Annotated in this window: 14 protein-coding genes; 6 read left to right on the top strand and 8 right to left on the bottom strand. The window is 40.0% G+C overall.

Annotated elements, in window-relative coordinates; genetic code table 11:
• Window positions 1-177: 177 nt before the first annotated feature.
• Window positions 178-333 carry a hypothetical protein gene (locus BUB91_RS21030; RefSeq protein WP_164917890.1) on the bottom strand — a complete coding sequence of 52 codons (156 nt, stop codon included), beginning with the start codon at window positions 331-333 and terminating at the stop codon, window positions 178-180.
• Between the two features lie 321 nt (window positions 334-654).
• Between BUB91_RS21030 and BUB91_RS10945 the strand changes: the two genes are divergently transcribed.
• Both BUB91_RS10945 and BUB91_RS10940 read left to right on the top strand, forming a co-directional pair.
• Entirely contained in the window at window positions 655-1,134 is a 480-nt protein-coding gene (locus BUB91_RS10945) for an ankyrin repeat domain-containing protein (protein WP_073099283.1), read from the top strand.
• Window positions 1,121-1,705 (top strand): hypothetical protein, encoded by a 585-nt coding sequence (locus tag BUB91_RS10940; RefSeq protein ID WP_073099282.1) that lies wholly within the window; start codon window positions 1,121-1,123, stop codon window positions 1,703-1,705. Before BUB91_RS10945 ends, BUB91_RS10940 begins: the two co-directional genes overlap by 14 nt.
• Here BUB91_RS10940 and BUB91_RS10935 read toward each other — a convergent pair.
• The 3 genes from BUB91_RS10935 to BUB91_RS10925 are packed head-to-tail and all read right to left on the bottom strand — an operon-like array spanning window position 1,698 to window position 4,729.
• Complete coding sequence (locus BUB91_RS10935) at window positions 1,698-2,363, bottom strand: 3'-5' exonuclease (protein ID WP_073099281.1); 666 nt, start codon at window positions 2,361-2,363, stop codon at window positions 1,698-1,700. The genes BUB91_RS10940 and BUB91_RS10935 overlap by 8 nt on opposite strands.
• A 2-nt stretch (window positions 2,364-2,365) precedes the next feature.
• Complete coding sequence (locus BUB91_RS10930; protein ID WP_073099280.1) at window positions 2,366-4,270, bottom strand: DUF294 nucleotidyltransferase-like domain-containing protein; 1,905 nt, start codon at window positions 4,268-4,270, stop codon at window positions 2,366-2,368.
• 9 nt (window positions 4,271-4,279) lie between these two features.
• Entirely contained in the window at window positions 4,280-4,729 is a 450-nt protein-coding gene (locus BUB91_RS10925; protein WP_073099397.1) for a nucleoside deaminase, read from the bottom strand.
• Between the two features lie 103 nt (window positions 4,730-4,832).
• Here BUB91_RS10925 and BUB91_RS10920 point away from each other — a divergent pair, with 103 nt between their 5' ends.
• Window positions 4,833-6,599, top strand: coding sequence for a 1-deoxy-D-xylulose-5-phosphate synthase (locus tag BUB91_RS10920; protein WP_073099396.1), 1,767 nt, complete (start codon window positions 4,833-4,835; stop codon window positions 6,597-6,599).
• Window positions 6,600-6,715: 116 nt separating this feature from the next.
• Here the strand turns inward: BUB91_RS10920 and BUB91_RS10915 are convergent, their stop codons facing one another.
• Entirely contained in the window at window positions 6,716-8,047 is a 1,332-nt protein-coding gene (locus BUB91_RS10915) for a deoxyguanosinetriphosphate triphosphohydrolase (RefSeq protein WP_073099395.1), read from the bottom strand.
• Between the two features lie 186 nt (window positions 8,048-8,233).
• Between BUB91_RS10915 and BUB91_RS10910 the strand changes: the two genes are divergently transcribed.
• From BUB91_RS10910 to BUB91_RS10900, 3 genes are all read left to right on the top strand, one after another.
• A complete protein-coding gene (locus BUB91_RS10910) occupies window positions 8,234-11,065 on the top strand; it encodes a TonB-dependent receptor (RefSeq protein ID WP_073099279.1) in 2,832 nt (943 codons plus the stop codon).
• 38 nt (window positions 11,066-11,103) lie between these two features.
• Window positions 11,104-13,044, top strand: a complete 1,941-nt coding sequence (locus tag BUB91_RS10905) for a hypothetical protein (protein ID WP_317041341.1) — start codon at window positions 11,104-11,106, stop codon at window positions 13,042-13,044.
• Between the two features lie 244 nt (window positions 13,045-13,288).
• Window positions 13,289-13,642 (top strand): helix-turn-helix transcriptional regulator, encoded by a 354-nt coding sequence (locus tag BUB91_RS10900; RefSeq protein WP_073099277.1) that lies wholly within the window; start codon window positions 13,289-13,291, stop codon window positions 13,640-13,642.
• A 745-nt stretch (window positions 13,643-14,387) separates the two neighbouring features.
• On the opposite strand, the gene aspS is transcribed toward BUB91_RS10900, so the two are convergent.
• The 3 genes from aspS to BUB91_RS10885 all read right to left on the bottom strand — a co-directional run bounded on the left by aspS (window position 14,388) and on the right by BUB91_RS10885 (window position 20,976).
• A complete protein-coding gene (gene aspS / locus BUB91_RS10895) occupies window positions 14,388-16,136 on the bottom strand; it encodes an aspartate--tRNA ligase (protein WP_073099276.1) in 1,749 nt (582 codons plus the stop codon).
• Window positions 16,137-16,289: 153 nt separating this feature from the next.
• Window positions 16,290-19,796: an efflux RND transporter permease subunit gene (locus BUB91_RS10890; RefSeq protein WP_073099275.1), complete on the bottom strand. Its 3,507-nt coding sequence runs from the start codon at window positions 19,794-19,796 to the stop codon at window positions 16,290-16,292.
• Between the two features lies 1 nt (window position 19,797).
• The gene (locus tag BUB91_RS10885) at window positions 19,798-20,976 is read right to left on the bottom strand and encodes an efflux RND transporter periplasmic adaptor subunit (protein WP_073099274.1); all 1,179 of its coding nucleotides are present in this window, start codon (window positions 20,974-20,976) and stop codon (window positions 19,798-19,800) included.
• Between the last annotated feature and the right edge of the window lie 5 nt (window positions 20,977-20,981).

Genomic DNA, 20,981 nt, shown 5'->3' with positions numbered 1-20,981 from the left:
CTCAAAGCCTATGCGCCACCTGGCTCATTCGCTAAAAAGGTCTACCAGACCTTTTCTTAACGCTCTGCCCTTACGCCTATTCTGAACCGAGGGAATTTATAATTCGTTTACCCTTCGGGTATGAGTAATTTTTAATAGAATGGTAAAAATAAGCCTTGATTTTTTGGTTCTTTGGCATCAAGGCAAAAGAACAGGAATATGAATAGAGGTTATAGTTTCTATATTCCACTCGGCTCCATATTCAGGGAAATAAACTTCCTGAGCAGCAACCTCAAAACAAAGACAACTGCAACTGCAAATAACGGAAAGAAGCATAAATCGGAAATAGTTCATAGTATAGATTTAGTAGTGGAAATAAAAGCTAAATAGTTTCTGTTGATGCATAAATCTAATCTTTTAATCATTTTCTAACAAAATCAGAAGAATCTATATATAACTTTGATAATTAGCGAAGCAATCACTCGGTTGATTGATCCGAAATAAGCAGCCGCTGGAGGTATCGAAGCGCTTTAGAAGTTCGTTGGGCTATCAACACTTAACTAAATGGATTTGATGAGCCTCTGGAAGACCTGTAGATGAAAACAACTCGATGCGCGGTGAAATATTATGAATTTACCGCGTATATTTTTGAAATAAATATATTATTATAACTAGATGAAATCAGATTCTTTATTTAATGCTATTCGTTCTGAGGATACAACTACCATAAAAGAGTTGTTGTCTGAAGATCCTCAACTCATCAATGCTAAAGATCAAAGAGGGTCTACTCCCTTGCTTTTGGCAACTTATTATGGGTACCTAGGCGTTAGTGAACTTATTATTGAAAGTGGTGCAGCGGTTGATGCAAAAGATGCTTCCGGAAATACCGCCTTAATGGGAGTTTGTTTTAAGGGTTATGTTGAGGTGGCCAAACTTTTGATCAATAAAGGAGCCGATGTGAATGTGCAAAATTTTAATGGTGCGACAGCGCTTATTTACGCAGCAACCTTTAATCAAAAAGAATTGGTAGAATTGTTGTTGGAAAAGGGTGCAAAACCATTGCTAAAAGACTCCAGGGATCTTACAGCAGAAGACCATGCACGCATGCAAGGACTCTCTCAAATAGAAAATATTTTAAAGCATGCTGCACCCTAAAATAGTAGAAGAATTGTATTCAGTAAGATTTAGAAACAGGGGTTTTAAGCGAACTCCTGTGTTGTATCCTGCTGCTGAGAAAAGTTTCAAACGATTTCTTATCAATACAATTGGTCAGAATGTATTTGTAATGACTACGGCATTGGGTCTTGATGTCTATTACAAAAGCACCCGTAGTCATACCGATTTTATCAAAAAGAACCTGTGGCTTTTTAAAGATAAACTCTCGCTAGAAGACGCTGAACTTCAGGTTGAAGAGCAAGAAGGCGAGGCGGTTTTACAATACCTCAATAGGGTTATTGATACCTTGATTCATCATCCGCAGTTGTTTTTATCCTGTTGTAAAAAGTTTTTACAGCATTATAGAGATTCAGGCATCAAAACCAGAATGATACAGCTTCTGTATTCTACTTTTGAATCCCATTTACAAAAATTGATCACAGACGAGAAAACTCCGTATGCAACAAAAATTAGAAAATTGTTACTTGACTCTGAGCTCTCTCATTACACGTTAATAGATAATTTTACAAGTCTTTCTAAACAATCTACAAGCGCGATTCGTTTCAATTAAGCAAAATATTCTTCAGCTTTAATTTTTTGTTTCCCTTAAGCCGGGATAGAATTTTAAGAAATGCTAATGCGGTGATGTAGGCATCTCCCATTGCTTTATGTCGGTCGTTGCGGGAGATGTTGAGTTCTTCACACAAGTCGTCAAGGCTATATACTTTATCCGGATTTGTGATGTTTACCAGATGAACGGTGCGTTTATACAATACACCGGTATCTGTAAATTTATTCTTCAGTTTGGGAGCTCCCAGCCGTTTGAGCGCATAATTGATAATCCCCATATCAAAACCTACGTGATGCCCTACTAAAATACCGGTACCTATAAATTTTAAAAACGCTTTTACAGCTTCTTCTTCGGTGACCTTCTTATACTTTCGGTTTTCTCTTAGAATTCCGTGAATTGCGGCTGCCTCTTCGCTAAACATATCTTGTTTAACATAGAGTTCAAAACTACTGGCAAGATTGATCTGGTTGCCGGTCAATTCTAATGCACCTATACTCAACATACGATCTTCACGGGCATTAATTCCTGTGGTTTCGGTGTCAAAGATTATAAAACGCGCGGTTTCAAAGTCTACGGTGTTCGTAGCCGAAAATTGTGCGGCATACGCTTTATAGAATTCTGGTGGATCTTGCTTCTTGCTGAAAAAAGGAATGTGCATAACTACTTGAGATTATAACGAAGCGTGAGCAATTCTTGAATATCGTGAATGGATTTGAAACAGCGCTTCAACTTGAGTTTTTCGGCTTTGCTTAAGGTCGCGAGTTCTATAAACCTCCCGGAGTCATCATGTAAAATACCTTGTTTGGTTCTGAACTTAAGCAAGGCTTTAAAGGCATACGAGCAGTTCTCGTAGATTTCTTTATTATTCACTTCCAGTTCGGCAAGGCGTTCAAAGCGACCTGCTGTATTGTTGATGTTGCGCAATTTGTGGTTAAGGCTTAAGACACGCGCAGCATCAATAAGCGGCATCAATGCACGAGCTTTTACATCAAAAAAATCTTTGTGATCCCCGCTTTCTTCCACTAAGAACTGTCTGAAAAACCCAAGTGGCGACGGACTGCGTATGGCATCTTTTGCCATTACCCGGTAAAACATGGGGTTTTTATCTAAGGTCAGTAGAATGTTGTCTGACAGGTTGGTTACCAGTTGGGTATCGCCAAAGACATAACTGTAATCAAAGAAAATAGCTGATAGCAGTTGGGTTTCCGGGGAAGGATCTGTGATCCAGATATCGTATTGTTTTTTCCATTCTGAGAGCGACTGACACCATCTGGGGTTACTCGCCATCATGTCTGCCGGGCAATAGGCATACCCCACTTTGTGCATCGCACGCGTGGCTATACGGGCTAATTTGATAAAATAGGCTTGTGTGGCTTCGTATTCTTCTTCCGGTACGTTATCAAAAACGATCGCATTGTCTTGATCGGTAAATAATAACTGTTCTTTTCGTCCCTGACTGCCCAGTGCTAACCAGGCGAATTTACACGGAGGCGGGGTTTCCATCTTTTTAAGGGAAAGCTCTAAAGCGCGTACCGCAATCGCATAATTGATTTCGTTAAGAATATTGAGAATTTGCGATAACGGAAGGTTTTGATCCAAATACTTTTTCAGTAATCGGGATACTTTCAGGCGTACATCGCGTAATCTTTTGGTGCGTTGTGCCAATTTCACTTCCTTTAAGAGTACGACCGGGTTATTTGCAAAAGAAACCACGATGTCGTGTTCGGTGATTAAACCGAGTAGTTTAGAATCTGGTGTTCCGTCTTCGGTAATACACAGGTGATTGACTTCATTTTTAAGCATGATCAATTGTGCCTGTGCAACGGTAGGATCTTTCTGAAAACAACGTACCGGTGCACTCATAATTTTAGTAACCGGGTCTGTAATGCTGTGTGCTCCCGTAGCAATACGGTCTCGTAGATCACGGTTTGTTATAATTCCTACCGGCTTTTCATCGTCAGTCACTATGATCGAACCCACATCGCGGTGGCTCATCTTTTTTGCAGCAATTTGAATACTCGTATCCGGGCTGCATGTAAGAATGTTTTTAGAATACCGCGCTTTTTGAAGATCAAAAATCTCACTGTTCCGCTCCACCGAATATTCTGTAAAGAGCTTTCCGCTTTCTTCAAGAGAGTAGGGGTCGCTCACATTAGAAGCAAAGGAGGCTATGAGAAAGTTGCTCACCTCTTTATGCTCCAGCGCGATGGGTAAAAACAAGTCTATGGGAATTCCATAAAGAATGGACTCTTCATTTGCAGAAGCAGAGAGTTCATAATCCTCTTTAGTGATCAAAGGCCGTAGCCCAAAAAGATCTCCTTCATCACAGATGTCTGCGATCTTGGGTTCGTTATCAACGGTTCTGAACAAGCGTACCGCACCGTCTTTTACCACGTAAAACATGCTATGGTTGGTGTCTTTTTCTTTAAAAACAGGCTTGTCTTTCTCAAAATAAAGCACCTGAACCTGTCCGGCTATTTGCAACAAACTTTCAGATTCCATAAACTGGAAAGGTGGATACCGCTTTAAAAAGTCGGCAACGCGTTCTGCAATGGTGTTTTTCATAGGAAGGATTTAATTCAGGTTACGGCGTTGTATAAAAAAGCGTTTCAATAAAGCGCTTGCTTCGGTTTCCAGAATACCGCTTGTGACTTGGGTTTTAGGATGCAATTGAGTTCCCAGATTTTTGTACCCTCTATTCGGATCAGCCGCTGCATATACAATACGTGAAAGCTGACTCCAATACAAAGCACCCCCACACATTTGACAGGGTTCTAAGGTGACATACAAGGTACAATCGGTCAAATATTTTCCGCCTAAATAATTAGCGGCAGCCGTGATGGCTTGCATCTCTGCATGTGCCGTTACATCGTTAAGACGCTCGGTAAGATTGTGCGCGCGTGCTATTATCGTATTGTTGACGGTGATGACAGCACCCACGGGAATTTCGCCCAGATCAAAAGCGGTCTCCGCTTCCATCAGGGCTTTTTTCATAAAATACGCATCATCAAAGGGTTCTATCAGAGCCATAGTCTTGCTTTTAAGGAATGAAGATAAAAAAGTTTTTTACAGTATCATTTTTAAAAGACCAACTTATTATTTCTGTAAGTTCGGCTACCTTTGTTTTATGAGGTATCCGCTTTTAGAAACGATAGATGATCCTGCTGATTTACGCCAACTTCCTATTGAACAGTTGAGCGTAATCGCTGCGGAATTGCGTCGTTTTATTATTGATATTGTGGCGACTAAAGAAGGACATCTAGGTGCCAGTCTGGGCGTTGTAGAGCTTACTTTGGCTTTGCATTATGCCTTTAAAACTCCAGATGATAAGTTGATTTGGGATGTTGGGCATCAAGCATACGGACATAAAATCATTACCGGAAGGCGGGATAATTTTGAGACCAACCGCCAGTTTGAGGGGTTGAGCGGTTTCCCCAAAATGCAGGAAAATAGTTATGATGCTTTTGGAACCGGACACTCCAGTACTTCGATCTCTGCGGCTCTGGGTATGGCAATCGCTTCAAAAATTCAAGGAAATACAGCGCGCAATCACATAGCCGTAATAGGCGATGCTTCTATTGCGAGCGGAATGGCTTTTGAAGCTTTGAATCACGCGGGTGATAGCGATGCCAATTTGTTGGTGATTCTCAACGATAATGCCATCGGGATTGACCCCAGTGTGGGTGCGCTTAAGAATTACCTGACTCAGGTGAAAACGGGAAGCCAACGGCAAGAGAATATTTTTGAAGCGTTAAACTTCAATTATTTTGGTCCCGTTGACGGGCACGATATGGAGAAGCTGCTTGAGATTTTTACTACGCTAAAGAAAATAAAAGGGCCTAAATTTCTGCATGTAATTACTACAAAAGGAAAAGGTCTTAAACAAGCCGAAGCTGATCAGGTTGTGTATCATGCTCCCGGAAAATTTGATGCACTAACGGGGGAGTTAAAACCTAAGAATATTCATCCGCAGCCGCCTAAGTATCAGGATGTATTTGGATTGACTTTAGTAGAACTGGCAAAAAAGAACAAGCAAATTATTGGGATTACACCGGCAATGCCTACGGGAAGTTCTTTAAAGTATATGATGCAGCAGTTTCCGGAGCGTGCTTTTGATGTGGGAATTGCAGAGCAACACGCGGTAACCTTATCTGCCGGGATAGCAGCATCAGGAGGTATTGTGTTTTGTGCAATCTATTCTACATTTTTACAACGCGCGTATGATCAGTTGATTCATGATGTGGCGTTGCAAAAGCTCCCGGTTATTTTCTGTGTGGATCGGGCAGGGCTAGTAGGTGCCGATGGTGCAACACATCACGGCGTCTTTGATCTGGCCTATTTACGTTGTATTCCCAATCTTATCATTTTCGCTCCGCGGAATGAAGCAAGCTTACGGAATATTATGTATACGGCGCAATTGGGTCTCGAGTCACCCATCGCAATTCGTTATCCCAGAGGGCGCGGATTGGAATTGAACTGGCAGAACCCTTTTAAGCAACTGGAACTAGGAAAGGCAGAACACTTGATTAAAGGCTCACAACTCGCCATTTTAGCTACCGGTAATTTTACTGAAACAGCCCTGCAACTTGCAGCGGTATTTAAGGGGAACGTCTCTGTGTATTATTTTGGTTTTGTGAAGCCGCTCGATCTCGTGATGCTCAAGCGGGTTTTCAAAAAGTATAACACATTAATAACCTTGGAAGACGGGGTTCAATCCGGTGGTTTTGGAAGCGCGATAGCCGAAGAAGCTGCGCGTCAAAAGTATCCAGGCAAACTGGAGATCTTCGGAATCCCTGATCAATTTATAGAACAAGGCACCACCGAAGAATTGCAACACGCCTTAGGTTTGGATTTTGAAAGTTTAAAAGAGAATATTCAGTCTTATCTGGAATAGGTACTCGATAATCGAGATTTAAATGCTCCGAGGCTTGTCTCGAAGTCAAAAACTGTTTTCTTTAAATGCCTTGGGGGCCTTCCTTTGTTGGCAGACAGGCTTGCCTCCAAGGTAGTTTACTTAATATCCAAACCCTTTATCTTTTTGTAATTGCGTAAGGCTTTACCGTCTGTCATCGTTGATATTTCAGCACAAATCTGAATAAGGTTTTGGTACAATGTATTTTTAGATTTATCTACCGGAGCCAGAAGCTGCTGAATGAGTTGGTTGTAATGCGTGTCTGTATTGTCAAGTGCCTTGCAACGTGCTTCAAGAAGTGTGGATAGAATTTCATACCCGGCAATTTCCTTTTCGATGACTTCGCGACTTTTGTAGATGCGTTCGATACTCAGGTTGATGATGTCGGTGATCTGTGCCTGGTAGTTGCTTTTGTCTATTAAAGACTGATTGAAAGTTCCGGCGAGAATTTCTTCTTCATACCTCATAAAAGTCTCGACACTTTCAGTAATCAGTGTGCCAATTGCCAGTGCGCGTAAGTAACTCACACGGTCTGAAGTTTCTTGCAACGCATTGTATTTGTTGCGGTCAATAGTATTTCCGACCAGTTTAACCATATACTCCAGTGCATACTCTTCCGGAATAAGGCCTAAGTTTATGCCGTCTTCAAAATCAATAATGGTGTAACAAATATCATCTGCAGCTTCAACGAGATAGGCTAGTGGATGACGGGACCAGCTTAAATCACCAGTCTCACTTCTGTTTAATAAGCCTAGTTCTTGAGCGACATCAGCAAACAGCTCTTTTTCAGATTGAAAGAAACCGTATTTTTTATCTGCAATGTGATCTGTGGGTTTGTGCGGAAGCGATTCTTTAGGATATTTCATAAAAGCCCCTAAGGTCGCATACGAAAGTCGGAGACCGCCCTGAGCTCCCGGTTTGCTTTGGGAGAGCACTTTAAAGCCGTTAGCATTCCCTTCGAATTTGATGAGGTCTTGATATTCTTTTTCGGTTAAGCTGTCTTGATAACGTTTACCATAACCCGATTTGAAAAACTCCCCAATAGCTTTTTCTCCCGAATGCCCAAACGGCGGATTACCGATATCGTGGGCGAGTGCCGCAGCAGCGACAATAGCACCAAAATCATTAAAGCGGTAGCCGTAAACCTGCTCCAGATGTGGATGTTTTTCCAATAATTTTTTACCTACCATTCTTCCTAGAGAACGTCCTACAACAGACACTTCCAGGCTGTGTGTTAAGCGTGTGTGAACAAAATCGGTTTTAGATAAAGGGATGACCTGAGTCTTATCTTGCAAGCTTCTAAAAGGCGGCGAGAATATGATTCGATCATAATCTACTTCAAATCCAAGACGGGTATCGTCTTGTTCTATACGCAGTCTTTTTGCGGTGTCTCCTTGTCTCTTTAGAGAGAGCAAATGTTCCCAGTTCATCATAATAGCCATTTTTTGGCAAGATACAGTATTGCCAAATTTTAATCTAATGATTTAGAGTAAGCTCTAAAATCGCTTAACATTAAGGTAACCATGATGTAACCCTTAGGTTACGAATTGATAACATTGGATTAACTGGCTACAGTTTCTTTCGAAACATCTTTGCAGCACAAAATTAGATTATTGATGAAACAGATTTTAGGCCTTTTAATGTTTATGCTATCAGCAGTGGCATTCGGGCAAACCGGTACGATAGAAGGGGTGCTTTCTGATAAAGAAATGAATAACGAGCCGCTTCCATTTGCTAATGTTATTATTAAAGGAACTACAAAAGGAGCCACTACCGATTTTGATGGGAAATACATAATAGAAAATGTACCGGTAGGTACCTATCAAGTAGAATTTAGCTTCGTAGGGTATGAGCCTGTAACGGTACCTGACGTAGTGGTTGAGGCAGGGAAATTTACCAATGTGAGTACTGCCCTTGGGGCGAGTGCCGCAGCGCTTGATGAGGTTTTAATACAAGTGCAGACCAGTAGAGAACGGGAGTCTGCCTTGTTATTGGAGCAGAAGAAGGCAGTAGAGATAAAAGAAAGTATAGGGGCTGTACAATTGGCGCAACAAGGTGTTACTGATGCAGCTACTGCAACTACAAAAATATCTGGTGTTACTTCCAGTCAGGCTTCTGGAGATATTTATGTAAGAGGATTAGGGGATCGTTATTTATATACAACAATGAATGGCCTTCCTATACCTTCTGATGATGTAGAAAAGAAAAATATAGATCTAGGTCTTTTTTCAACGCGTATTATTCAGAATGTAGGGATCAGTAAAACGTTTGGAGTGGATAATTCTGCGGATCAAGCTTCTGGAACTATCGATGTTTCTACCAAAGAGTTAAGTGGTACTAAAGAATTAGGTGTTGGTATACGTGTTGGAGCTAACACAAATGCAACGCAAAGTGGTGTAAGTGATAATTTTAAGCTTACCGGAAATAAGGGGGATTATACGTTTGGTTTCTTAAAAAATCAAGGATTTAATGAGTCTACACAAACAAGTTCACCGGGATATGCTGCATATCCTAGATTAACCCAAAACACTTGGAATACTACAACAGCTAATTTTCCTATGAATTACCGGTATGCAATCACTGCCGGAAAGAAATTTGGAGAAAAATTTAAAGTGTTGTTTACCGCTTCGCAATCGGCTGATTTTAAATATAGAACAGGTGTTTTTAGACAATATCAAGAAAATAATGTTCAAGATACCATTACTGATGCAACTTTTTACAGCCGTAATATTACAACTACAGGTTTGTTGAATGCTGATTACAAGATAGATGATAAGCATTCCGTACGATGGGTTTCATTATTCGTAAATAGCCTTTCAGATCAGGTTTTTGAAGGCGGTAGAAATGGGGAGGCAACTGTTTTTGAAGAAGAATCACGAGATGATGTGTTTCAGTTTATAAGAGATCAGAATACCAAGCAAACCAGATTGTGGGTTAATCAGCTTTTTGGAGATCATCAGTTGTCAGAAAAAAATGATTTGAATTGGGGTGTGGGCTTTAATTTATTAAGTGCAGACGAACCTAACCGTACCCGGAATGAAATTAATATTACACCGGATGCAGATTTTGTAGAGTTGGGTGTTCAGGGGGGATTTCAACAACGTAAAAGTTTTCAGTTGATTGATGATCAGGAAGTAGCAGGATTTATAAAAGACACTTATGTGTTGAGTGAAGATTTTGATACGGGTGATAAAGCAGAACTTTCCGGAGGTTTAAACATTCGTTATAAATCCCGCGACTTTAAATCTCAGTTTATAGGAGCAACAGAAAGCAATGCAGGAGCTGATTTTGGAGATGTTTCTATAGATAATCTTGATGTCATATTTACTGAAGATAATTTTCAGTCAGGAGACTTAGATTTTAAATTTTTACCTACGGATCGGTATAAGGGTGATTTAGAATCTCAATCAGCATTCGCTGCGTACACCTTACAAAAAGAAAAGTTTAATCTTAATTTAGGTTTGCGTTTTCAACGGGATGTGATTGATGTTGATTTTAATGTAAATAACTTTCCAGGTCGTGAAGGATCTGCAAATAAAGAATACACCAATCTGTATCCTTCCGTAAACTTCAAGTATAATTTAACAGCGGATCAGGGAATTCGTCTGGCTGGTAGTCGTACCATAACACTTCCAGAATTTAAAGAAATTGCTCCATTTGAATATGTTTCTCCTGTAGGTCAGGTTACTAAAGGGAACCCAGATTTAGAAGCTTCTATTAACTACAATTTTGATTTGAAATATGAGTGGTTCCCTTCTTCAGATGAGCTTTTATCTGTTGCAGCATTTTACAAAATCATTAATGATCCGATCAACAAGGTGCAACAAAGAGGGGCGGCTGGGATCTTTTCTTATTTCAATGCCGGGGAACAAGCTAATGTTTTGGGCTTAGAATTAGAAGGGCGTGTAAATATTATAAAGGCAGAAGAAGATAGTGGAAACATAGGAGTTCGTTTATCTGGTAATATCACCCGTATATTCCATGAACAAGATCTTAAGGAGGTTTATAACGAAGATGGAGATTTATTAAGAACGTATAGATATAATGGTAAGTCTGATGATGGTTTACAAGGAGCTTCAGATTGGATTGTTAATGCAACCTTAGGATTTAGTACTGCAGCAGAAAAACCTTGGGAATTTAATATCATAGGAAATTATGCTTCTTCAAAAATATTAGCCTTAGGCTCACCCACCAATCAGCAAGAACCTGATGTGTTTTTCAATGAAGCTATCATAGAGAAAGGTTTTGTGGTGCTGGATGCTGTACTTTCTAAAAAAGTCACAGAAGGTTTTGCGGTAAAGCTTACCGGAAGAAATCTACTAGACCCTACTATTGAACAAACTCAATTTCAGTTACCGGCAAGTGAAAACAGAGTGCCGGGTGATGCAACAATACAATCCTATAGTTTAGGCAGAACCTTTTTGTTAGGTCTTACCTATGACTTCTAAAAGTAAAGTTTAATTAAAACCAGATTAAAATGAAAAAAATGATGAACACTAAATACCTTTGGATTTTTACCTTAGGTTTATCAATGGCAGTAAGCAGCTGTTCTAATGATGACGATTTAGGTGGTGAAACCGAACCTCCAACAGAAGAAGATAGCAATCTTACAGGTAATCTTACTGAAGATAGAGAGTTAGATCCTCTAGTAGAGTATAAAATAACAGGATCATTTATTGTAAAGGATGGTGCAACCCTTACTATTCCTGCAGGAACAAGATTAGTATCTGAAACCGGAACCGATAAGTATATTGCTGTAGAACAAGGCGGTGATATTATTATTGACGGTACTGCTTCTAATCCAGTAGTGATGACTTCTGCTAACGAGCAAGGTGGTGACTGGGGAGGTCTAGTAATTTGTGGTGAAGCAACTACTACAGCAGGAGTAGATGCTGAAGCTGAAGTGGGTGGTTTGATTTACGGAGGCACTGATGATAATGACGATTCGGGTTCTATCAATTACTTGATTATCAATTATGCTGGTGCAATCATTCAAGCAGAATCTCAATATAATGGTCTTACATTATATGCAGTAGGGGATGAGACTCAAATTTCTAATGTAGCTGTTTTAAATGGTGAAGATGATGGTATTGAGTTTTTCGGTGGTACCGTTAATGCATCTAACATATATCTAGAAAATAATCAGGATGATTCAGTAGACTGGACTGAAGGATGGAATGGTTCTATTACAAATACATATGTAGTTTTAAATCGTGATGATTTTTCTACAGCTATAGAAGCAGATGGAGCTAATGGGAATCCTACTATTACAGATTTTACTGCTATCTCTGAGACAGGAGGTATTGCTTTACAGTTTAAAAAAGAATCTGGAGCGACTATTACCGGTCTTTCTTTACAGGGTTTTGATACTTCTTTTGATTATGTAGATGAAGGTGCCTTTTCTAACGTGCAAGTTGAAGGTGAAGATTCAAATCCTGCATTGAGCTACGTTGCTGAAGCAACTGTAGACGTAGCTGATTTCAGCTGGGTGCAATCTGGGCTTGAAGCTAAAGCATATGTTGCTTTAAGCGGAGATCTTACCGAAGATATGACGCTTGATGCTGATACCCGTTACTTATTAAATGATGTTTTAACAGTGAAGTCTGGTAGTACCCTTACGATTCCTGAAGGAACTAAAATTACTGCTGTAGATGGTGGTGCAAGTATTTATATCGCTGTTGAAAAAGGTGCAATGATCAACGTAAATGGTACAGAAGACAATCCTGTTGTTATGGGATCTTTAAACGGAAACCGTGGGGATTGGGGTGGACTTGTTGTATGTGGTGAAGCAACTACTACAGCAGGTGTAGATGCTGAAGCTGAAGTAGGTGGTCTTATTTATGGAGGAACGACTGACGATGATGATTCAGGTGATATCACCAATCTTGTAATTATTGGAGCAGGAGCTCAAATCCAAACAGACTCTCAATTTAACGGACTTACGCTTTATGCTGTTGGTAGTGAGACTTTAGTGGAGAACATTGCAATTATCAATGGCGATGATGATGGTGTTGAGTTCTTTGGAGGTACTGTTTCTGTAAACAACATCTATTTAGATAACAATCAGGACGATTCTGTAGACTGGACTGAAGGATGGAACGGTACTGTTACGAATACTTACATTGTTCATACGAACGAGGACTTCTCAACGGCTTTTGAAGCTGATGGTGTAAACAACAATCCTATGTTTGTTAATGTCACTGCTGTTTCTACTGTTGGAGGTACTGCCTTACAGTTTAAACAACAATCTGGTGCAACCATTACCAATCTTTACTTAGAAGGGTATGATACCAATATTGATATGGTAGATGGTGGAGCTCTTACGAATGTTTTAATAGACGGAGCTGCTGCTGTGGTAACAGGAGATTATACTACAGGAACTAAAGTAGATATTTCTACTTGGACTTGGATTGACGCGAGATTATAATTTATCTGAATTAGCTATAGAGAAAAGGTCCGGACATTGTTCGGACCTTTTTTATTCAGCTATTTTTTAAGTCAAAAGAAAAGACTGCTCCATTAGGGCAGTCTTTTTTGTTTTAATCAGTATAACTAAACCAATCAGGCTTTTCAAGGAGCAGAATATGCAAAGGCTTTATTTAAATTTAGAAGTGATCTTATTATATTGCGTTTAGAGCGTTACTAAAACCAATCACATAGGACTTCGAGGAATGAAGCAAGAAACCCTTGCGGAAGAATTAGGTATTAGCCAGCAAAGTGTGTCCCACATCGAACAGAGTGAAACCTTAGAAAATAAAAAATTAGAAGAGGTTGCGAAGGTCCTTGGTGTTACTTCGGAAGCTATTGAAAATTTTTCAGACGAAAATGTCATCAATTATTTCAATAACTTTTATGATAATAGTGCCCCTCAAGGCAATAGTTTTAATCAAGGTATGTATGCAACATTCAATCCTTTAGACAAACTTGTTGAAGCTTACGAAGAAAATAAGAAATTATATGAGCGCCTTGTTCAAGCGGAGCGAGATAAGCTGTCTTATTTAGAAGAACTGATTAAAAAGAAATAGATTTCTTTAAAGTTCACGAGCCACTTGGACAGATTAGCTAGCAACCAGGTCTATTGTTAAGGAAATCTTAATTTCATACGTTTTTAAAGTGGTTTTCATACACTCTTCATGCACTATCCTAGGGGATGCCTAGGCTTTGCCTGGGAGTTGCCCTACTTTAGGGCTGAATTTGATTGCTGCGAATGATTTCACAGCGAATTCAAACTGAGACTACACTGCAAGCACACTTCTCTACGATTTGGTACGTTGGGTTTTCAATAAGGTTTTGTAGTGGAGAATATTTTTTTAGCCTGAGTTAGAAACAACATACTTTAAAAAGAAGGCTAACTCCTTCCAAGTAAAAAGCGTAATGCTACCACACTGATACCACAGTGCAACCACACTCCAACCACACTTTACCACAAAATCTGTGGTTGAGTATGGTTGGAGTGTAGACTGACTTTGGAGTTACCTATACGCATTCTTATCTTATCCATAGTGTATAGCTATACGTTATGCGAATAGTTTAGAATAAGATTCATATGGAAGTCCATTTAGAGGAGTGAAAAATGCCACATCTATTCTGTACAGATTAACTCCAATTTTTGCTTAAACACAACAATTATCCCTAATAAAACTTGACGTAGCATAAAAAAAGAGGCTGTCTTAAACTTTAGACAGCCTCTTTTTTTTTAGATAGGTCAGATAGACTTTAACGTATACAATTCTCAAAGTGTTTTTAACGCCTTGATGTTATGATATACAACTACAAAGTAACCTTCAAATTCAATTCTTTCAGTTGTGCTTCATCAATTTTTGCAGGAGCATCTATCATGACATCGCGACCGGCATTGTTTTTAGGAAATGCAATAAAGTCGCGTATGGTTTCTTGACCACCCAGAATGGCTACCAGTCTGTCTAAACCAAAAGCAAGGCCACCGTGAGGTGGTGCACCGTATTGAAAAGCGTCCATCAAGAAGCCAAACTGTGCTTGTGCCTCTTCTTTAGTAAAGCCGAGGTAGTCAAACATTTTAGACTGGGTTTCTTTATCGTGAATACGTATCGAACCGCCACCTATCTCGTTTCCATTCAATACAAGGTCGTAGGCGTTTGCTTTAACCGCTCCCGGGTTAGTATCCAATAATTCCAATTGTCCCGGTTTCGGCGAGGTGAAGGGGTGGTGCATGGCATGGTAGCGCTCGGTTTCTTCGTCCCATTCTAAGAGTGGGAAATCTACCACCCATAAGGGTGCAAATTCGTCTGACTTACGTAAGCCCATTTGATTACCAAGTTCCATACGCAGCGCACTCAATTGGGTACGCGTTTTAAAGGATTCTCCGGAAAGTACACAGATTAGATCGCCGGGTTTAGCTCCTGTAGCTTCAGCCCATTTAGCAAGATCCTCCTGATCGTAAAATTTATCTACGGAAGATTTAAAGCTTCCGTCTTCGTTGCATTTCACATAAACCATTCCCAGAGCACCCACTTGTGGTCGCTTTACCCAGTCAATCAATTTATCAATTTCTTTACGCGTGTAACCAGCTCCGCCGGGAACTGCGATACCTACCACCAGCTCTGCACTATTGAAGACTTTAAAATCTTTATGTTGTGCAACGGCATTGAGTTCGCCAAACTCCATCCCAAAACGAATGTCCGGCTTATCATTACCGTATTTAGCCATCGCCTCGTCATAGGTCATTCTCGGGAAGTTTTCGATCTCAAAACCTACGACCTCTTTCAAGAGATGCTTGGTCAAGCCTTCAAAAATATTCAGGATATCTTCTTGCTCTACAAATGCCATTTCACAGTCAATCTGTGTGAATTCCGGCTGGCGATCTGCACGCAGATCTTCGTCTCTAAAGCATTTTACAATCTGAAAATACTTATCCATACCACCTACCATAAGCAATTGCTTAAAAGTCTGTGGTGATTGCGGAAGCGCGTAAAATTGGCCTTCATTCATACGGCTGGGTACCACAAAATCACGGGCACCTTCCGGAGTAGATTTGATCAAATAGGGCGTTTCAACCTCTATAAATCCTTGTTCAGATAAGTAATTACGCACGGCGATACTCACTTTGTGTCTAAAGATGAGTTTTTCTTTTACCGGATTGCGACGAATATCGAGATAGCGGTATTTCATCCGTAAATCTTCTCCGCCATCAGTTGTATCTTCAATCGTAAAAGGTGGTGTTTTTGCCTGATTGAGAACCTCAAGTTTTTCTACTAAAAGCTCCACATCACCAGTAGCCATCTTCGCATTCTTAGACTCGCGCTCGATCACTTTACCGGTTACCTGAATCACAAACTCACGTCCTAAGGTTTTAGCGAGATCCATCACTTCTTTAGGGGTACGCTCCTCGTCAAAAATAAGTTGGGTGATGCCGTAACGGTCTCGTAAGTCAACCCAGATCATAAAGCCTTTATCGCGGGATTTTTGTACCCATCCGGCAAGGGTTACCGTTTCGTTTATATGTTCGGCGCGTAAAGCTCCGTTATTGTGCGTTCTGTACATGCTTGATTATTTGAGGTGCAAATTTAAGAAGTTAACCTAAGTAGCGCAGTATTGTTTTCTTTTATTTTTTTAAATACTGATGGCGTTTTGTGATCAAACAAAAAAGCAGAAGCGTTACACTTCTGCTTTTTCAAATCTAACTAAAACTTAAAATTAATTTTCACTCGTATCATTGTTAGCAGCTTCAAGCTTTGCCTGCTCCTTTTGCTTTTCACGTGCTTTTTTCTTGTCGTTGAATCTAACTTTCGCTCGGTTTGTTAAGTAGAACATTACCGGTACAATTACTAAGGTCAGGAAGGTTGCGAAAACCAAACCGAAAATAACCGTCCACGCAAGGGGCCCCCAGAAAATCACGTTGTCTCCCCCAATATAAATTGCGGGATCATAATCTGTAAATAGACCAAAGAAATCAATGTTGAGTCCTACCGCCAGTGGAATCAAACCAAGTACGGTTGTGATTGCGGTAAGCAATACCGGTCTTAAACGGGATTTACCACCGGCAACCGTTAGTTTAAAATAGTCTTCACGAGTTAATAAATCATCTTCTTCATAACCCAATTCTTCTTTTTTACGGTCGATGAGGATTTGGGTATAATCTATTAATACTATGGCGTTATTCACTACAATACCTGCCAGCGAAATAATACCCATCATTGTCATCAGGATTACAAAGTCCATATTGAAGATGATTAGACCTAAGAATACACCTACTAAACTCAATATTACCGCCATTAAGATGATGACTGGTTTGGATAGGGAATTGAATTGAGCAACCAGAATCAAAAGGATTGAGCCCATTGCGATACCTAAAGCCATCAATAAGAAGCTCATGTTATCGGCTTGCTCTTCTTGTTCACCTGTAAAACTGAATGAAGTACCGGTAGGCAAATCATAACCCGAAAGCTCTTGCTTGAGTTGGTTTACAATTTCCGTAGCATTATACCCCTGTAATACGTTAGAATATAAGGTGATTACGCGCTTGAGATCTTTGCGTTTTATCGCGCTAAATGCGGAAGTAGCTTTGGTATCAACTAATGCAGATATAGGAACCTGTATAATTTCACCTTGATTGTTTCTAAAGGTTACCGGCTGATTGAACAACGCATTCTCATCATAACGGTATTCTTCATTAAAGCGCACATTGATTTCGTAGTCGTCATCTCCATCTTTGTAAGTAGAAGCTTCTTCACCATAAACCGAGCGTCTCAATGTCTGACCAATAGCGACTGTGGAAATGCCTAATTGACCCGCTTTTTCACGGTTAACCGTAACGCCTAATTCTGCTTTAGAGCGGTTTACATCAAGTTTCAATTCTTCGATACCGCCTATACCAAGATCTTCAATATACGAGCGCATATTTTCTGCAGCAAGCAACATTTGCTCATAATCTTCACCGCTAATCTCAATGTTTACCGGGTAACCTACCGGAGGTCCCGCAGCATCTTTTTCAACAGTTACTGATGCTCCCGGGAATCCTTTAACCGCCTCACGTACTTCAGATAAAACCGTGCTACTCATCACACCGCGACGCAACTTGAAATCCCGCATAGAGAGCGTCACTTTACCTTTATGGGGCATCTCGTTACTTTGACCACCATCGGTTTGTGGGTTTCCTGCACCTTGACCTACCTGAGAAATAGCAGATTCAACCATATAGTTGTATCCATCTTCATCCTCATATTTTTTGATTGCCTCAAAAATGCGGTCTTCAACCTGTTTGGTAAGCGTGTTTGTTTTTTCTATAGCTGTACCTTCAGGATATTCTATATACGTGATGATTTGATTGGGTTCATTTTCGGGGAAGAATAAAACGTTAGGTTGAACTAATCCGATAAGAATGAATGATACAATCAACATCCCAAAAGTTCCGAAGAAAAATACGTAGGCTTTCTTTCCGCGAAGCGCATATTTTAAGAAACGTTCGTAAAAATTCTCTAGATCTCTAAGCGATTTAAACTGAAAATAGCGCACTGCACCGGCAAGGAAGTACTTGTATGCCCAAAGCAAAATAGCAGCTAATAGCATCAGATTTCCTATTCCACGGAAACCACCAGAATCTATAACAAAACCGGCAATCAATAAAATAACTCCTACTCCGGCTAAAACTAGGCTGTAGCGTACCAGCTTTTTCTTAGTAAGTTCTTCCTCTTCTAATTTCATAAAGCGAGACGTCAACATCGAGTTGATGATCAAGGCTACAAAAAGAGACGAACTCAATACAATAGAAAGAGTGATGGGGAAATAAATCATAAATTTACCTATAGTTCCCGGCCACAATCCTAAGGGGAAAAAGGCTGCAAGTGTAGTTGCCGTAGAAGCGATAATAGGCCAGGCAATCTCACCAACACCCTGTTTTGCGGCTTTGATACGCGACATGCCCTGATCCATCAAGGAGTATACGTTTTCTACCACCACAATACCGTTATCCACCAGCATACCCAGTCCCATAACCAGACCAAAAAGCACCATGGTATTCAATGTAAAGCCTAATGCCGAAAGAATGGTAAGCGACATAAACATAGAAAGCGGAATCGCAAATCCTACAAATAATGCATTTCTAAATCCTAAGAAAAACATCAGAACCACAACTACGAGGATCACACCAAAAATGATGTTGTTTACCAAATCATCAACCTGATTTTCGGTTTTGATAGACTGGTCGTTAGTAAGGCTTATGTGTAAAGACTCCGGGTAATAGTTATCTCTTTCTTCTGCTACGATTTTCTTAATAGACTCTACCGCTTCAATCATATTTTTACCGGCACGTTTTTTAACGTCAAGCATAACCACCGGCTGACCGTATTCGCGCGCAAAAGTGGTAGCATCTTTTTCTTTAAAGCGAATGGTGGCGATATCTTTTAAGAAAATGTTACCGCCGTCGCGTTTAACAACAATATTGTTGAGTTCTCTTGGGTTTTTAATTTCTCCCAGAACGCGTATGTTTTTACGAAGTCCGTCTGAAATCACGTTACCTGCAGAGATGGTATTGTTTTCTGATTTAATCGCATTAATAACATTGTCAAAACTCACTTTAGAAGCGGTCATTTTATAAATGTCAACAGCTACTTCAACTTCTTGCTCTTCAGCACCTCGAATCGTTGCTTCTTTAATCTGTGGAAGCAATTCTATCTTATCCTGAAGGTGCTCTGCGTAATCCTTTAATTGCTGAACCTGAAAATCTCCGGTAAGGTTGATGTTTAAGATAGGCTGCTCTTCGGAAATGTTAAGATCAAAAATATTAGGTTCTATCTTAGCGCCATTGTCTAATGTAGGCCATGTTGTCTCTGCTTTTATGAGGTCAACTTTATCTTTTACCTTGGTCTTAGCTACGTTTACATCAACATCTTCTTCAAATTCTACGATGATGATACTATAATCCTGAAGCGTAGTAGAAGTTATCTCCTTAACTCCGGCAATATCATTAAACTCTTCTTCAAGAGGTTCTGTAATGAATTTTTCTACATCTTCTGCAGCGTTACCCGGGTTTACAGAGCTCACGTAAATCTTAGTTTCTATAATCTCAGGGAACGCTTCTCGAGGCATACTGTAGTAGGCAGCAAGACCACTCAATAAGATGATTGCGGTAATAACATATACCGTCATCTTGTTGTCTATTGCCCAGGATGATATGCCAAATTCTTTATAGGTGTTTTTTGCCATCTTACAGGTTGTTTGAAGATTTGTCTTTTAATTCTACAGGCTGGCCATCTCTTAACGAGCGTACACCTTCTATAATAAGTTGGTCACCGGCCTCAAGGCCGGAAACAATTTCTACAAGCTGATTATCACTGTAACCTTTTTCTATTTGAACTTGTTTAGCAAGGGCAGTACCGTCTGCTTGCTCATCAAATATATAGGTGATGCTGTTACCCATAGCATTCTGTTGAATTACATTTTCCGGGATAACTATCGTGCTTTCTACAGCATAGTCATTAACCATTACCGTCGCAATAAGGTTAGGTTTTATAGCATTATCAGGGTTTGGTATTGAAATTTTGACGTCAAACGTTCGGTTATCCGGGTTTACAAAGTTTCCTACCTGTCTGATCTTTCCGTCGTATGTTTTACCTATTGAAGCCAGTCTGATTTTTACTTCGGTTCCCTCTTCAACTTTACCTAAAAAAGATTCTGGTATTGAAGCTTCAACATACATATCGCTAAGGTTTACCAAACGTAAAACTCCGGTTTGACCAGCATTTACAACTTGCCCCTGATCTGCTAACGTATTGTCAACAACCCCAGAGAACGGTGCGGTAATTACCGTTTTAGAAACCCGTGAGCGCAACTGATCTGCTGCAGCTTGCATCGCATCATAATTAGATTTAGCTTCCAGATAGGTGATTTCTGAGCCTATTTGCTGGTCCCAAAGTCTTTTTTGACGTTCGTATGTAGTTTTTGCTAAAGCAGTTTGTGCCTCTTGGCGAGCCAGTTCGCTACTTAAACCACCATCATCTATACGAGCCAGACGTTGCCCTTTAGAAACGCGTTGCCCTTCTTTTACATAAATTTGTGTCAGTACACCCGTGTATTCTGCATAAAGAATGATGTTTTGATCTGTATTTACATTTCCTTGAACTTCAAAATAATGCTTGAATAAGGTGTCTTTAAGCGTTGTAGTTGTAACCAGTGCGGCTTTCTTTTTAACGTCTTTTTTTTCGATTGCTGCATTAAGCGAGTCGATATTTGCTTTTAGCTCATTTTGTTGCGCAAGCAATTCGGTTTTTTTAGCACGCATTGTGCTTAAATCGCCCTTTTCAATAACAGCCTCAACAGACTCTTCTTTGCCTCCACAGGAAACAAGCAATAAGGTTACAAATGCTAGGGTGAATATATTTTTCATAGATA

Origin of the sequence: Leeuwenhoekiella marinoflava DSM 3653 (assembly GCF_900129005.1) — a bacterium.
Classification (GTDB): domain Bacteria; phylum Bacteroidota; class Bacteroidia; order Flavobacteriales; family Flavobacteriaceae; genus Leeuwenhoekiella; species Leeuwenhoekiella marinoflava.
This window is presented reverse-complemented; position numbering and strand designations above follow the sequence as displayed.

Bases quoted from the DNA above. Each gene is read 5' to 3' on its own strand.
- BUB91_RS21030 (WP_164917890.1), bottom strand. From the start codon at position 333: ATGAACTATTTCCGATTTATGCTTCTTTCCGTTATTTGCAGTTGCAGT.
- BUB91_RS10945 (WP_073099283.1), top strand. From the start codon at position 655: ATGAAATCAGATTCTTTATTTAATGCTATTCGTTCTGAGGATACAACT.
- BUB91_RS10940 (WP_073099282.1), top strand. From the start codon at position 1,121: ATGCTGCACCCTAAAATAGTAGAAGAATTGTATTCAGTAAGATTTAGA.
- BUB91_RS10935 (WP_073099281.1), bottom strand. From the start codon at position 2,363: ATGCACATTCCTTTTTTCAGCAAGAAGCAAGATCCACCAGAATTCTAT.
- BUB91_RS10930 (WP_073099280.1), bottom strand. From the start codon at position 4,270: ATGAAAAACACCATTGCAGAACGCGTTGCCGACTTTTTAAAGCGGTAT.
- BUB91_RS10920 (WP_073099396.1), top strand. From the start codon at position 4,833: ATGAGGTATCCGCTTTTAGAAACGATAGATGATCCTGCTGATTTACGC.
- BUB91_RS10915 (WP_073099395.1), bottom strand. From the start codon at position 8,047: ATGAACTGGGAACATTTGCTCTCTCTAAAGAGACAAGGAGACACCGCA.
- BUB91_RS10910 (WP_073099279.1), top strand. From the start codon at position 8,234: ATGAAACAGATTTTAGGCCTTTTAATGTTTATGCTATCAGCAGTGGCA.
- BUB91_RS10905 (WP_317041341.1), top strand. From the start codon at position 11,104: ATGATGAACACTAAATACCTTTGGATTTTTACCTTAGGTTTATCAATG.
- BUB91_RS10900 (WP_073099277.1), top strand. From the start codon at position 13,289: ATGAAGCAAGAAACCCTTGCGGAAGAATTAGGTATTAGCCAGCAAAGT.
- aspS (WP_073099276.1), bottom strand. From the start codon at position 16,136: ATGTACAGAACGCACAATAACGGAGCTTTACGCGCCGAACATATAAAC.
- BUB91_RS10890 (WP_073099275.1), bottom strand. From the start codon at position 19,796: ATGGCAAAAAACACCTATAAAGAATTTGGCATATCATCCTGGGCAATA.
- BUB91_RS10885 (WP_073099274.1), bottom strand. From the start codon at position 20,976: ATGAAAAATATATTCACCCTAGCATTTGTAACCTTATTGCTTGTTTCC.